This window comes from Bradyrhizobium sp. DOA1 (assembly GCF_001593325.1).
GTDB lineage: Bacteria > Pseudomonadota > Alphaproteobacteria > Rhizobiales > Xanthobacteraceae > Bradyrhizobium.
The window spans coordinates 6489371-6503263 of sequence record NZ_JXJM01000001.1; the positions used below are offsets into that span (position 1 = coordinate 6489371).

The following is a 13893-nucleotide window of genomic DNA, read 5'->3' on the forward strand; positions in this document are numbered from 1 at the left end:
ACGCGCAAACTCAGTCGCGCGCCAGACACATCGCGATACCCATGCCGCCACCGATGCACAGCGTGGCAAGGCCCTTCTTCGAATCGCGCTTCTGCATCTCGTGCAGCAGCGTCACCAGCACGCGCGCGCCGGACGCGCCGACGGGATGACCGATCGCGATCGCACCGCCATTGACGTTGACCTTGGAGGTGTCCCAGCCGAGGTCCTTGTTGACGGCGCAGGCCTGCGCCGCGAAGGCTTCGTTGGCCTCGATCAGGTCGAGATCGCCGACGTTCCAGCCGGCCTTCTTCAGCGCGGCGCGCGAAGCCGGGATCGGGCCCGAGCCCATGATCTTCGGATCGACGCCGGCCTGCGCCCAGGACACGATGCGCGCCAGCGGCTTCTTGCCTTCCTTGGCGGCCTGCTTCGCGGTCATGAGCACCACGGCGGCGGCACCGTCATTGATGCCGGACGCGGAGCCCGCGGTGACAGTGCCTTCCTTCTCGAAGGCGGGCTTGAGCTTGGCCATCGCGTCGAGGGTGGCGCCATGACGCGGATATTCGTCGGCGCTGACGACGACGTCGCCCTTGCGGGTCTTGATGGTGACGGGGACGATCTCGTCGTTGAACTTGCCGGCCTTCTGCGCGGCTTCGGCCTTCTGCTGCGAGGCGACCGCGAACTCGTCCTGCTGGGCGCGGGTGATCTGCCACTGGCGCGCGACGTTCTCAGCGGTGTTCCCCATGTGGTAGCCGTTGAAGGCGTCCCACAGGCCGTCCTTGATCATGGTGTCGACCAGTTCGAGGCCGCCCATCTTGACGCCGCCGCGCAGATGCTGGGCGTGCGGGGCCATGCTCATGGACTCTTGTCCGCCGGCGACGACGATTTCGGAATCGCCGTTGAGCAGCGCCTGGTAACCGAGCGCGACCGTGCGCAGGCCCGAGCCGCAGAGCTGGTTGACGCCCCAGGCCGGGCTCTCCACCGGAATGCCGGCGAGGATCGAGGCCTGGCGGGCGGGGTTCTGTCCCTGGGCCGCGGTCAGAATCTGACCCATGATGACTTCGGAGACCCGGCCGGGCTCGATGCCACCACGCTCCAGCGCGGCCTTGATGGCGACGGCGCCGAGATCATGGGCGGGAAGGGTCGCGAACGCTCCGTTGAAGCTTCCGACCGGGGTGCGGGCGGCGCTGACGATGACGACATCGTCTGACATGGGCATCTCCTGGGGCTTGAGGTTCTGAAGAAGGGGCGGACGGGCGCTTTGAAATGGCCCGTCAGTCTCGTCAGTCATCCTGTTAACGTCGTTGAGGCATGTCAATCGGCCGGCGACCGAATTCATGCCGCAGCGCATTCAAAATAGCGTTCTTGTCGCTTTCGCAAGCAGGATTTTGCTCTGCGATTAACCGTGCCGCACAAAACGGTAGCGTGACCCCTTTGAAAATGCTTATTTTGTTGCGTTGCGTACTCTTCCCGCCCTGCGGCATGGCCCGCCGGGTTCCCGTTCTCCGCGCTTGCAAGTGAGAGCCCATGGCGAAATCAGACCAACCCACCACGATCAAGAAATACGCGAACCGCCGGCTCTATAACACCGGAACGAGCACCTATGTGACGCTCGAGGACCTCGCCGCCATGGTCAAGGACGGGGAGGATTTCCTGGTCTACGACGCCAAGACCGGTGACGACATCACCCGCTCCGTGCTCGCCCAGATCATCTTCGAGCAGGAGAACAAAGCGGGTCAGAACCTGCTACCGACCACCTTCCTGCGCCAGCTGATCCGCTTCTATGGCGACAGCATGCAGATGGTGGTGCCGAAATATCTGGAACAGTCGATCGCGACCCTGACCCAGGAGCAGGAGAAGTTCCGCAAGCAGATCGCCAACACCCTTTCCGGCACGCCCTTCGCGCCGCTGGAAGAGCAGGTCCGGCGCAACATGGAGCTGTTCCAGCAGACTTTCTCGATGTTCAAGCCCTTCGCGCCGACGGGCCGCCCGGCAGCCAGCCCGGAGCCGGAGCCCGATGCGAATGCCGAGGCGCCCAAGGATAGCAACATCGACGACCTGCGCCAGCAGATGAAGGAAATGCAGGAACGTCTCGAACGGATGTCGAAGAAGGACGAGTAGGCTTCTCGTTCGCACCAGCGCGTCCGCATCCGCGGGCGCGCGTTGGCAGTTTTACCCGACTCTCTCCTGGAACTCGTCATTGCGAGCGAAGCGAAGCAATCCAGAAGGTCTCCGCGGAGGCAGTCTGGATTGCTTCGTCGCAAGCGCTACTCGCAATGACGAGTTCGCGAAAACTGTGAGCTACGCCGCCAGCTTCACCGCGTGCGCAAAATCCCAATAGAGTTTGCGCGCCTTGGCGTAGAACGGCCCTGGCTTCAGCTCACGCTCGTCGATGCGGATGACGGGCGCGACCTTGGCGAAATTGCCGGTGGAGAAGATCTCGTCGGCACCGAGAAAATCGGCATAGCGCAGCGTCTTCTCGATCACGGTGACGCCGTCGCCACGCAGCAGGCTGATGACGCGCTGGCGCGTGATGCCATTGAGGAAGGTGCCGTTCGGCACCGGCGTATAGACCACGCCGTCCTTGGCCATAAACACGTTGGAATTGCCGAACTCTGTGACATTGCCCAGCATGTCCAGCATCAGCGCGTTCTGGAAGCCGCGCGAGGCGGCCCTCCGCCAGCGCGCGCGAATTGTTCGGATAGAGGCAGGCCGCCTTGGCCTCGACCGGCGCGCATTCCGCGGTCGGCCTGCGAAACGGCGACAGCGTGATGGCGTTGCCGACGGGCTTCGGCATCGGCGCCTCGTAGATGCACAGGCACCAATTGGTGGTTTCGGGGTCGAACAGCATGCCGCCACCCGAGCCGTTCTGCGCCCAATACATCGGACGGACATAGAGCTCGGCATGGGGTGCAAAGCGCGCGATGCCCTCGCGCGCCAGCGTGAGCCATTTGTCGGTGTCGACCACCGGCTTCAGGCCGAAACTGAGCGCAGATTGATTGGCGCGGGCGACGTGGCGATCGAGATCGGGCGCCACGCCCTCGAACGCACGCGCACCGTCGAACACGACCGAGCCGAGCCAGGCCGCATGCGTCCGTGGGCCCATGATCGGCACATTGCCGTCATGCCATTTGCCCTCGAAGAAGGTCCAGCTCGGCGAATATTCGACCGGCTTCTTGATCTCGGCCATGACGAACTCCCCTGGCGCGATGCCGTATTTGTGCCCGCCACTATTGGTCGGAACTCCTAAATGATTTCCTGCATCGAAGCGGTGAGATACCCTGTCCAGCTAGGGGAGAAGGACATATCGATGCCGCTCGATCCGCTCGCGAAGCGTTTGTTGACCATGATGGCGGCGGCCGGGCCGCAAACGCGGAGCCGGCCGAGCGTGGAAGCGCGCCGGCAGTCGCTCGCGAAGCTGATGCAGTTCGCACGCGCTGACGCGCCGGATGTGATTGCGTCCGACGGCAGGCTGCCCGGCCCCGGCGGCGAGCTGCCCTATCGCCTCTACTCGCCCGCGTCGGCCGGCGAGCGCACGCCCGGCTTCGTGTTCTTCCATGGCGGCGGCCTCGTGGCCGGCAGCATCGCGACGCACGACCGCATCGCTGCCGCGCTGGCGCATGCGACCGGCTGCCGTCTCGTCTCGATCGATTACCGCCTCGCGCCCGAGCACAAATTTCCGGCCGCGGTCGACGACGCGACCGCTGCGACCGAATGGGTGGCGCGGCAGGCCGTATCGCTCGGCATCGATGCGGAACGTCTCGTGGTCGGCGGCGATTCCGCCGGCGCCACGCTGGCTGCGATCGTGTGCCAGGAGGCGATCCAGAACGCAGGCCTCTCCATCGTCGCGCAATGCCTGATCTGCCCGGTGCTGGATTTCGAGGAGACCTCGCCCTCGCGCGAGGAATTCGCCGAGGGCCATCTGATCGATCGCGCCACGATCGAAGCCGATCTCGCCGATTATCTGCCCGCGGGCGTGGATGCCACGGACCCCCGCATCTCGCCCCTGCGCGCGAGCCGGCTCGCAGGCCTGCCCACAGCAATCATCCACACCGCCGAATTCGACCCGATGCGCGACGAGGGCAATGCGTATGCGCGCAAGCTGCTGGCCGCCGGCGTTGCCGTCGAGCACGTCTGCCATGACGGCATGGTCCACAATTTCCACGCCATGGGTGCGATCCTGCCGCAGGCGCAGCTCGTGCTCTCGCAGATCGGCGAGCAGGTCCGGCGGGCGGTGGAGAGATAGCGGTTAACTCACACCCGCGCGCCGAGCACGGCACGCGCCGCCCCGACATATTCCAGCCAATGCGCATCCGCATAGCGCTCCGCCTGCCGAGCGCAGTTGACGTCGGGCGCATGGGCTGCCGCGATCGTGCGCGCAAAGCGTTCTTCCGCCACCGTCACGTCGGCTGGCTCGGCCGAGGGTACCGCGGCGGCGACGGCGGTGGGAGCGACAGCGAGCCCCGCAAGTCCGGTGAGCAGAATGCGGCGTGAGGTATGCATGGCTGTCGTCCTTCCATTGTCCGGCTGCACTCCGCCGGCGCGTGTGTCGGTGCGATCACGGCAGGGTAGCCGCACACGTCCACGCCGTCCATCGCTTGCCGATAGCGCTTGACCACGCGAGCGATCACGTTCCATCTAGCAAAGGTTTCGCCATCAAAGCGCCAAGCGTCGGATCGTCACGTGTCTCATCCTAGCCAATCCTGTCGCCGGGCTTTCCGCGCTGTCGCGACGGGATTGCTCGGCCTGACGATTTCGGCTGGCGTCGCCTTCGCTGCGGACGATGAGGAGGACGCGCCCACAGCCCCTGCGGTCCCCAACATCTATCTCGACCTGCGTACGACCTATGCGACGATCCCGGCCGGCACGCTGGGACTCGGTTTCGGCAACACCTCGCTGTCGGCGGCCTTCCAGGCCTTGGCCGTACGACGCGGTGCGACGCTCCCGACCGGGTTGCCGGCGGCGAAAGCCATCGCCGTCGACTTACCCATGACCGTCGACGTCAGCGATCGCGTCTCGCTCTATGGCGGTGTGTCGGGATCGACGGCGGACATCGGGGGCGGGTGGTCCACGTTCGATATCACCAGCTGGAACATCGGCGTGCAGGCCGATCTCCATCAGCAGAACGGCGGTAGGATCCCGACCATCACCTTGCAGTCGACGCTGACGCAGTCCGTGCCGAACCAGCCGGGCATGACAAATTCCTTCAACAACATCTTGGAATTCGACTACGCGCTCGATGAGGACGAGACGCGAGGTTGGCTGGCGGGTGTGCAATACACCACCGCCACCATCGCCAGCCCGTTCGCCAGCATTCGGCCGAACACGGTGCTCTACGCCGGAGGCTATTACCAATGGCCCAGCAATTGGAAGTTCACGGGGCGCTTCGGCGTGCAGTCCTTTGGCGGCGCGCAGCTCGCGGGCCGGACGCTGGCGGAGCCCTTCACCCAGCCGATCCTGCGGCTTGACCTCGACCGCATGGACGACAACGACAACCGCCTGTTCGGCATCACTGCTCTGATAGGCTGGATGCCGAAGCCCTCGTACCAGGTGACCTTGCGCACGCCGCTTTACGCCGTTCGCAACTGACTGGGCATACAGCAGATTTCAGTTGGGCGCGGCAGCGGTTCTTGACCGACCGGGATGGCATTCCGCAGCGCCTGTCAACCGATCGTTAATCCTCATTCCAAAACGTCGATTGCGTTACACCGATGCAAGGAACCTTGCGCGACACTACCGCAACTTTTCGCATCGTATTCGCTGGAGGCTGCGAATGTCCCGCCTGGTTTCGGAACGGACGTTCCTTGCTGGGAAGATCTTCTTCAACTTCGGCCAGTCGTCGATCGATTGCGTCGTGCGCAGGCTGACCGAGGAGGCCGCGACGCTCGAGATGGAAAGCGGCCTCGGCGTGCCCGAGCGATTCCAGCTGAGGCTAGCGGGGCGCGAGATCCTGACCTGCCGCGTGATCTGGCGATCGGAACGACAAGTCGGGGTTGCGATTGGGGCGGTAGATCAGGTCGGGGCCGAAACCAGGAACGAGGAGGGGCGAAGCGCCGATTCGCTGATGCGCGGGCAGATGCTCGCGCTTCGTGCAGCACTGGATTTCGTTCCGCTCGGCATCGTCCTGCTGGACGCCGGTCTCCGTGCGCAACTGATCAACCGTGCGTTTCGGCAGATGTGGCTGTTGCCTGACGAAGTCGCCAACAGCAATCCGTCGTTCGTGACCCTGATGCATCATGGCCGCGATACGCTGGCCTACGAGATTCCGCCGGATGAGCTGGAGACCTATGTTGCCGAACGTATTCGCTACGTGCAGGCGGGTGATGCGTCTCCGCGCGATCTGCGCCGCACCAGTGGCGACGTCGTGCGCATGCAATGCACGCCGCTACCTGACGGCGGGCGGATGCTGACCTACACACCGGTGACGGACATCGTGCGTTATTCCGACCAGCTGAAAATGCTGCGCGACGCCCTTGAGAATGTCGAAGACGGCGTGCTGTTGCTCGACCACGATCTCAACGCCAGTTTCATGAACCGGCGGATGCGACGCTTCTGGAACGTGAGCGAGCAGGAAGCCGCCTCCCATCCGACTTATGCATCGCTGGTGAGCCGCGCCCATCGCGCCAGCGCACCCAATCTTCCACCTGACCAGCTGGCAAAGTTTCCGGCGCGGCGCGTCGCGGAAGTCAAGGCCGGCGATCACGTCCGCGACCTCCAGACCCCGGACGGACGGCGCATCCGGGCTCATTGCACGACGATGTCGAATGGCGGCCGCATGCTGACCTATGTCGACATCACCGACCTGACGCAAAAAGCCGCGATGCTGGAGACGCTCGCCACCACCGATCCGCTCACCGGGCTCTACAACCGCCGCCATTTCCTCGAGAGCCTCGGGGCCGAATGGAGCCGGTTTCAGCGTTACTATCGTTCGGTGTCGGTGCTGATGATCGACATCGACCATTTCAAGTCGGTCAACGATCGCTATGGCCATGCCGTGGGCGACGCCGCGATCAAGGCGGTCGCCGCCGCCTGCCTCGACGGCAAGCGCAAGTCGGACCTCGTCGGACGGCTCGGTGGCGAGGAGTTCGCCGTGCTCCTGCCCGAGACCAGCCTGTTCCGCGCGAGGATCGTGGCCGATCGCATCCGCAAGCGTGTGCTGAGCGCGCAGATCGTCGCCGACACAATTCAGTTCGGCGTCACTGTGAGCGTCGGAATTGCGGAGGCCACCGTCAGCATGTCCGGCATCGACGCGCTGATGGGCGCGGCCGATCAGGCGCTCTACCAGGCCAAGGCCGAAGGCCGCAATCGCTGCATCGCCTTCGTACCCCCGCCGCCTGCAAGCAAGGCGGCGGAGTGAGCGAAGGCGGCTGGCTTAGTCTGGCACCGGCACGTCGAACGTATTGAGCGTGACCGAGACCATGCAATAGACGCCGACGAGATAGGACAGCTCGGCCGCGCCATGCTCGCCGAACTCCTTCACGGCCGCCCGATAAGTCAGCTCCGGCAGCACGCCGCCGCTCACCAGCGCGGAGGCCATGTCGTAAGCGACCGCTTCCTGTTTGGTGAGATCTACCGGCCGCTGGCCGGCAACGATGGTCGCGAGCTTCTCGTCGGAGAGGCCGCGCTGCTCGGCCACCAGCACATGGGCATAGAGCTCGTAGCCGGAACGAAAATGCGAGCCGGTGACGAGGATCGCGACCTCGCGCACCGGCGCCGGCAGCAGCGGGTTCGACGCGATGGCCTTGACCAGCTCCCACACCGGCTTGCCGAAGCGCGGCTCGCGGAGCCAGGGATTCCAGGGCCCGAGCAGCGCGCCATCATCGCGCATGTTCACAAAACCCTTGAAATGGTCCTGCATGCCGGCTCGCATGTCGTCATAGAGCGGCTTCTGTTCGTCGGTGAGCTCTTTCGGATCGAGAATGGGAAGGCGCACGGTGAACATCTCCTCGTTGAGAAAGAGATGAGGCTCGCCTGCATGCGCGCGCGGAGCAAGTGAAGTTGCTGTGACGGCCTGCTCAGAATTCCAGCGGCGCGTTGTCGACGACTTCCTTCATCACGAAGAAGGTGCGGGTCTGGCGCACGCCGGGCAGCGCGATCAGCTGCTCGCCGTGGATGCGGTTGAAATCCTCCATGTCGCCGACGCGGATTTTCAGGAAATAGTCGAAATCGCCGGCGACGAGATGGCAGTCGAGCACGAATTTCAGCTTGGCGATGGCCTGCTCGAAGGTGGCGAAGCTCTCCGGCGTGGAGCGGTCGAGCACGACGCCGACCATGACCAGCGTGCCCTTTGCCACCTTCTTCGGGGCGACCATGGCGCGCACAGCGGGGATAAAGCCATCCTCGAACAGGCGCTGGGTGCGGCGATGGCAGGTGGCGGGGCTGATCGCGACCGATACGGCGAGCTCCGCGTTGCTGAGCCGACCGTTATTTTGAAGCAATCTCAATATCTTGAGGTCGATGCGATCGAGCCGAGCGGCCATGGAAGAAGCTTTCAAGATAGCCGAATATATCGGAAGAAAGTCTACCAACTGCCCCAAGATGCGCAAGTTTTCGCGCAACATAGGCGCAACATTCGAGAGCACATTTTCCTTCTCCGATGCTAGCTCGCTCCCCGACATCAACGCCAATCGGGATGACCCATGAAGCTGGACAAATTTCCGCGCTATCCGCTCACCTTCGGCCCGACGCCGATCGAGAAGCTGGAGCGGTTGTCAAAACATCTCGGCGGCCAGGTCGAGGTCTATGCCAAGCGCGAGGACTGCAATTCCGGCCTCGCCTATGGCGGCAACAAGCTGCGCAAGCTCGAATACATCATCCCCGATGCGATCGCCTCCAACGCCGACACGCTGGTGTCGATCGGCGGCGTGCAGTCCAACCACACCCGCATGATTGCGGCGGTCGCTGCCAAGCTCGGCATGAAATGCCGCCTGGTGCAGGAAGCCTGGGTGCCGCACGAGGACGCCGTCTATGACCGCGTCGGCAACATCATGCTCTCGCGCATCATGGGCGCCGACGTGCGCCTGGTCGACGATGGCTTCGACATCGGCATCCGCAAGAGCTGGGAGCAGGCGATCGAGGAGGTGAAGGCGGCCGGCGGCAAGCCTTACGCGATTCCCGCCGGCGCCTCCGTGCACAAATTCGGCGGCCTCGGCTATGTCGGCTTCGCCGAGGAGGTGCGCAAGCAGGAAGCGGAGCTCGGCTTCAAGTTCGACTACATCGTGGTCTGTACCGTCACCGGCTCGACCCATGCCGGCATGCTGGTCGGCTTCGCCGCCGACGGCCGCGCGCGAAAAGTGATCGGCATCGATGCATCCTTCACGCCTGATCAGACCAAGGCACAGGTGCTCCAGATCGCGCAGAATACCGCTAAGCTCGTCGAGCTCGGCAAGGATCTCGTTGCCGACGACGTCGTGCTGGTCGAAGACTACGCCTATCCCGCCTATGGCGTGCCCTCGGAAGAGACCAAGGAGGCGATCCGCCTCACCGCGCGCCTCGAAGGCATGATCACCGACCCCGTCTACGAGGGCAAGTCGATGCAGGGTCTGATCGACCTTGCGAAGAAGGGCTATTTCGAGAAGGGCGCGAAGATTCTCTACGCCCATCTCGGCGGCGCACCCGCGCTGAACGGGTATGCGTACGCGTTCAGAAACGGGTGAGAAGCTCGATGCTCGCCTCCTCTCCACTGTCGTCCCGGGCAAGCGTAAGCGCAGACTCGGGACCCATACGCCGCAGCAATCGTTGGGCGAAGACTCGTGGTTGCCAGCTTCCATAACCGCATCGGCCTGTGGTTATGGATCCCGGATCGGCGCGCTTGGAGCGCGCTTGTCCGGGATGACGGCGGAGTCTTTGGCTCCTTACCGCGTCCTGACGATCTGCAGCAGCTCGTCCCCGTAATGCTCGAGCTTCTTGTCGCCGATGCCGGGGACGTTGCGGAGCTCGTCGAGGGTCGTCGGCCAGGCCCGGACGATGCCGTCGATGGTGGCATCGTGCAGCACGACATAGGCGGGCACGCCGCGTTCGCGGGCGATGTCTGAACGCCAGGACCGCAGCCGCGCGCGCAGCTCAGGATCGACATCGCCTTGCGGCGTCGCGCTCGCCGCCGGAGCGAGGTCGCCGCGGCGCGATTTGGCCCGGCTCGAGCGGAGGCGGGTGCCGGGCGCCTCCTCGCGCAGCCACACCTCGGTTTCGCCGCGCAGCACGCCGCGCGAGGAATCCGTCAGCTTCAGCGCGCCGAAGGCTTCGCTGTCGCTCTGCAGATGGCCCATCGCCACGAGCTGCCGCAGCACGGTGCGCCATTGCTTTTCGTTGAGCTCGCGGCCGATACCGAACACCGACAGCTTGTCGTGGCCGAACTGCGTCACCTTCTCGGTCAGGCGCCCGACCAGCACGTCGATCAGATGCATCGCGCCGAAACGTTGCCCGGTGCGATAGACGCAGGAGAGCAGCTTCTGCGCCAGCACCTTGCCGTCGCGCATCTTGGGCGGCGTCAGGCAATTGTCGCAATTGCCGCAGCTCTCGCCCATCACGATCTCGCCGAAATAGGCGAGCAGCCGCCGGCGCCGGCAGTGCGCCGTTTCGGCGAGGCCGACCAGCGCATCGAGCTTGCCGATCGAGGCCCGCTTGAAATCTTCGGAGGCCGTCGATTCGTCGATCATGCGGCGCTGCTGCACGATGTCGGAAAGACCATAGGCCATCCACGCCGCAGACGGCTTGCCGTCGCGGCCGGCGCGTCCCGTCTCCTGGTAGTAAGCCTCGATGCTCTTGGGCAGATCGAGATGGGCGACGAAGCGCACGTCGGGCTTGTCGATGCCCATGCCGAAGGCGATGGTCGCGACGATGACGATGCCGTCCTCGTTGAGGAAGCGGTCCTGGTTGCGCGAGCGCACGCTGCTGTCGAGGCCGGCGTGATAGGGGAGCGCCGCGATGCCGGCGTCCTGAAGCGCGGCGGCGACCTCCTCGACGCGGTTGCGCGAGAGGCAATAGACCACGCCGGCATCGCCCATGTGGCGCTCGCGGATGAACTCCTTCAGCTGCGACACCGCATTGCGCTTGTCGACGATCTCGTAGCGGATGTTGGGCCGGTCGAAGCTGGAGACGAATTGCGGCGCGCCGGTCAGCTGCAGCCGCTCGACGATCTCCTTGCGCGTCAGCTCGTCGGCGGTCGCGGTCAGCGCGATGCGCGGCACCTCGGGAAAGCGCTCGGCAATGATGGAGAGGCCGACATATTCGGGCCGGAAATCATGGCCCCATTGCGAGACGCAATGCGCCTCGTCGATCGCGAACAGCGCCACTTTCGCCCGCGCCAGCATCGACAGGCAGCGCGGCGTCACCAGCCGTTCGGGCGCGACGTAGAGCAAATCGAGATCGCCCGCGATCAGGCGGCGCTCCACCTCTGAGGCTTCCTGCGGAGACAGCGACGAGTTCAGCGCAGCGGCGTTGACGCCGGCTTCGAGCAGGCCCGCGACCTGGTCGCGCATCAGCGCGATCAATGGCGAGACCACGATGCCGCAGCCTTCGCGCAGCAATGAGGGCAGCTGATAGCACATGGACTTGCCGCCGCCGGTCGGCATCAGCACCAGGCAATTGCCGCCATCCGTCACGTGCCTGACGATCTCACCCTGCGCGCCGCGGAACCCGGGCAGGCCGAACACCGAATGCAGCACCGACAGCGCATCGCGGCCATTGGCCGGCGCTGGCAGTGGAGCGGTGGAGGGAGAGGACATGAGGTTGGGAACAGGCCGTGGGATTCGTCACAAGGCCAGTCGCATGGCGGCGTCGGCGTGGCAAGACCGTTTGCGGAGCAGGCGCGGCTCTTCCCCTCCCCCTTGCGAGAAGGCCATTGGGTATGAAGCAGCCTCCCCGCAGCACATCCTTCGAGACGCCAGCCGTTGGCGGGCCCTCAGGATGAGGGCGGAGTGTGCAGCGGCAGCTTCAAAGTACACTGGTGCAGTCGAGCCTCATCCTGAGGAGACCGCGAAGCGGTCGTCTCGAAGGACGAGGCGCTTGCTCCGTCGTCGCCGGAAAGCATATGCGCTTCCCCTGCCGCAAGCGGGGAGAGGTGAAACCTCTACGCCCCGATCCTTCGCAGCGCGTCTGCGACCGTGACGATCGGCATGCCGCGCTGCTCGGCCGCCTCAAGCGCATGGCGCATCAAACGCGGCGTGCAGCCATAGGGGCTCGGCTTGTCGGCGACGTCGTGGCCGTAGAAGATCAGCCATCCGCCGCTCTCGACCGCATCGTCGAAATAGCGATCGATGCCAACGGCATCGATCTCGCAATCGATCAAAGGCGAGGCGCGCAGGAACTGGAGGTCGATGACGTCGCGATTGACGCCGGGCAGGATACCGCGCGCCGAGCGATAGGCTCTTGCGAGCTGCGGCTTACGCCACACCGAGGCGAGGCCATACGGATAAGCGAAATTCTCCAGCGCGATCGACGAATCGATGCTGCGGAAATAGTTTTGGTTCCGCGCGATCTCACGGGCCATCGCGGCCTCGTCGAGATCGACTGCGCAGTGGTGCGAGAACGTGTGGCAGGCGATTTCGTGACCGGACCGGTGAAGCCGCACGATCGCGTCATTCGACAGGCCGTGCCAATGGTCCGACGGTCGATCGATCAGGCTGCCGGAGAGATAGAAGGTACCGCGGCCGCCATGCTTCTCCAGCAGCTCGGCGCCCTCGCTCGCGGCGCTGTCGGGCGCATCGTCGAAGGTGAAGCTCACCATCGGCGCGCGCGCGGGCATGCGGTGCGGCGCGGCACGAAAGTGCCGGGCCAGCCGATTGCTCACGCGTCCCTGGAGTGCCGACAACACGATGCGTTTCCTGATTCCGTATGTCTGCACTGAAACATTCGTGCACGGGACGAGGCAAGCCTAACGCTTGGGTAATGCTAACGCGGAACCAACAACCGCCGGCTCGCGCGCAGCGACCGATGCGTCGGCATCCGCACCGAGATATTGCAGCCAATTGCGAAATAAGGCCGCCGCGGCGCTGCCGGCGGCAATATCTGCGCGCAAATTCAACGCGGGCAGTTCATTGGTGAGCGCCGGATGACGCTGGTGCCTTGCCTGCTTCTCGAAGCGGGCGAGCCTTTCTTCCGTCGCTGCGTCAAAATAACTCACGGGCAGGTGCGGGTAAGTCTCGCGCTCTCGCGCGAGATAGCGGCCGATGTCGCGCAGATATTCGCGCTGGAGCGACAATGCGTCGTATTCCGGGTGGCCCTGGAAGAACACGAAGCGGCTGGCATATTGGCGGACGAAGACATCGACGCCGGCCTGTTTCGAGCGGGTCAGCACCTGGTACCCGGCCCGAACCAGATCGCTCTCGCCGATCTCGTTCAGACGCGAATGCGAGACCTTGAGCGGCTCAGGCGCGTTGCGCGTCAGGGGATCGTGCGTCACGGCTTCGCAATCGAAGATGCCGTGGCATTTGGCCGGCAGCCGCCGCCGTTCGATCCCGTCGAGATGCAGTACCGCCGCATGCGCGGCGAGGCACGACCAGATCGTCGAACGGGTGTTGACCTTGGCCCAGTCGATCAGTTCGGTCAGATCCCGCCAATACGGCTCCTGGTCGAGCTCGGGCGCGACCGGCTCGGCGCCGGTGACGATCAGCCCATCGAATCTGTGGCGTCTTAGCTCGGACAGTTCCGAATACTCACTCTCGACGTGCCATCTGACTTCCGGCGAACGCTTCACCGACGGCAGCGAGAAGCAGTAGAAGCGGATGCGGCGCGCGCCCGCGGCCGCCTGAAGCAGCTTCATGAACTGCCGCTCGGTCGCCTTCAGCGCCGGATCCGGCATGTTGTTGATCAGCCCGATGGTCAGCTCCGCGCCGCCATGGTCGCGCGCGAGATCGCCTGCCGCCGGCACCAGTGCCGGGCTCGATATGACTTGATCCCTGTCGATCAGGATCGTCATCG

12 protein-coding genes and 1 pseudogene are annotated in these 13893 nt (G+C 64.6%); 5 read left to right on the forward strand and 8 right to left on the reverse strand.

Annotated elements, in window-relative coordinates:
• Positions 1-10: 10 nt before the first annotated feature.
• Positions 11-1189, reverse strand: coding sequence for an acetyl-CoA C-acetyltransferase (locus tag SE91_RS30035; RefSeq protein ID WP_008541986.1), 1179 nt, complete (start codon positions 1187-1189; stop codon positions 11-13).
• Between the two features lie 314 nt (positions 1190-1503).
• Here SE91_RS30035 and phaR point away from each other — a divergent pair, with 314 nt between their 5' ends.
• Positions 1504-2097 (forward strand): polyhydroxyalkanoate synthesis repressor PhaR, encoded by a 594-nt coding sequence (phaR, locus tag SE91_RS30040; protein ID WP_061850226.1) that lies wholly within the window; start codon positions 1504-1506, stop codon positions 2095-2097.
• 180 nt (positions 2098-2277) lie between these two features.
• Here phaR and SE91_RS38340 read toward each other — a convergent pair.
• A pseudogene (locus tag SE91_RS38340) lies at positions 2278-3166 on the reverse strand (branched-chain amino acid aminotransferase).
• 120 nt (positions 3167-3286) lie between these two features.
• Here SE91_RS38340 and SE91_RS30050 point away from each other — a divergent pair.
• Complete coding sequence (locus SE91_RS30050; protein ID WP_061851407.1) at positions 3287-4222, forward strand: alpha/beta hydrolase; 936 nt, start codon at positions 3287-3289, stop codon at positions 4220-4222.
• Between the two features lie 8 nt (positions 4223-4230).
• Here SE91_RS30050 and SE91_RS30055 read toward each other — a convergent pair whose 3' ends face one another.
• Complete coding sequence (locus SE91_RS30055) at positions 4231-4479, reverse strand: hypothetical protein (RefSeq protein ID WP_008541978.1); 249 nt, start codon at positions 4477-4479, stop codon at positions 4231-4233.
• A 180-nt stretch (positions 4480-4659) separates the two neighbouring features.
• Between SE91_RS30055 and SE91_RS30060 the strand changes: the two genes are divergently transcribed.
• Both SE91_RS30060 and SE91_RS30065 read left to right on the forward strand, forming a co-directional pair.
• Positions 4660-5565: a hypothetical protein gene (locus SE91_RS30060; RefSeq protein WP_061850227.1), complete on the forward strand. Its 906-nt coding sequence runs from the start codon at positions 4660-4662 to the stop codon at positions 5563-5565.
• 184 nt (positions 5566-5749) lie between these two features.
• Positions 5750-7333, forward strand: coding sequence for a sensor domain-containing diguanylate cyclase (locus SE91_RS30065; protein ID WP_061850228.1), 1584 nt, complete (start codon positions 5750-5752; stop codon positions 7331-7333).
• Positions 7334-7348: 15 nt separating this feature from the next.
• Here the strand turns inward: SE91_RS30065 and SE91_RS30070 are convergent, their stop codons facing one another.
• Both SE91_RS30070 and SE91_RS30075 read right to left on the reverse strand, forming a co-directional pair.
• Positions 7349-7909 carry a carboxymuconolactone decarboxylase family protein gene (locus tag SE91_RS30070; protein ID WP_060737454.1) on the reverse strand — a complete coding sequence of 187 codons (561 nt, stop codon included), beginning with the start codon at positions 7907-7909 and terminating at the stop codon, positions 7349-7351.
• An 82-nt stretch (positions 7910-7991) separates the two neighbouring features.
• Entirely contained in the window at positions 7992-8456 is a 465-nt protein-coding gene (locus SE91_RS30075) for an Lrp/AsnC family transcriptional regulator (RefSeq protein ID WP_061850229.1), read from the reverse strand.
• A 159-nt stretch (positions 8457-8615) separates the two neighbouring features.
• Here SE91_RS30075 and SE91_RS30080 point away from each other — a divergent pair, with 159 nt between their 5' ends.
• Positions 8616-9632: a 1-aminocyclopropane-1-carboxylate deaminase gene (locus tag SE91_RS30080; RefSeq protein WP_061850230.1), complete on the forward strand. Its 1017-nt coding sequence runs from the start codon at positions 8616-8618 to the stop codon at positions 9630-9632.
• A gap of 198 nt (positions 9633-9830) precedes the next feature.
• Here SE91_RS30080 and recQ read toward each other — a convergent pair whose 3' ends face one another.
• From recQ to metA, 3 genes are all read right to left on the reverse strand, one after another.
• The gene (gene recQ / locus SE91_RS30085; RefSeq protein ID WP_061850231.1) at positions 9831-11699 is read right to left on the reverse strand and encodes a DNA helicase RecQ; all 1869 of its coding nucleotides are present in this window, start codon (positions 11697-11699) and stop codon (positions 9831-9833) included.
• 344 nt (positions 11700-12043) lie between these two features.
• Positions 12044-12787: a polysaccharide deacetylase family protein gene (locus tag SE91_RS30090; RefSeq protein ID WP_061851408.1), complete on the reverse strand. Its 744-nt coding sequence runs from the start codon at positions 12785-12787 to the stop codon at positions 12044-12046.
• Between the two features lie 60 nt (positions 12788-12847).
• On the reverse strand, positions 12848-13891 hold the full coding sequence (gene metA, locus SE91_RS30095; RefSeq protein ID WP_061850232.1) for a homoserine O-succinyltransferase MetA: 1044 nt from the start codon (positions 13889-13891) through the stop codon (positions 12848-12850).
• Between the last annotated feature and the right edge of the window lie 2 nt (positions 13892-13893).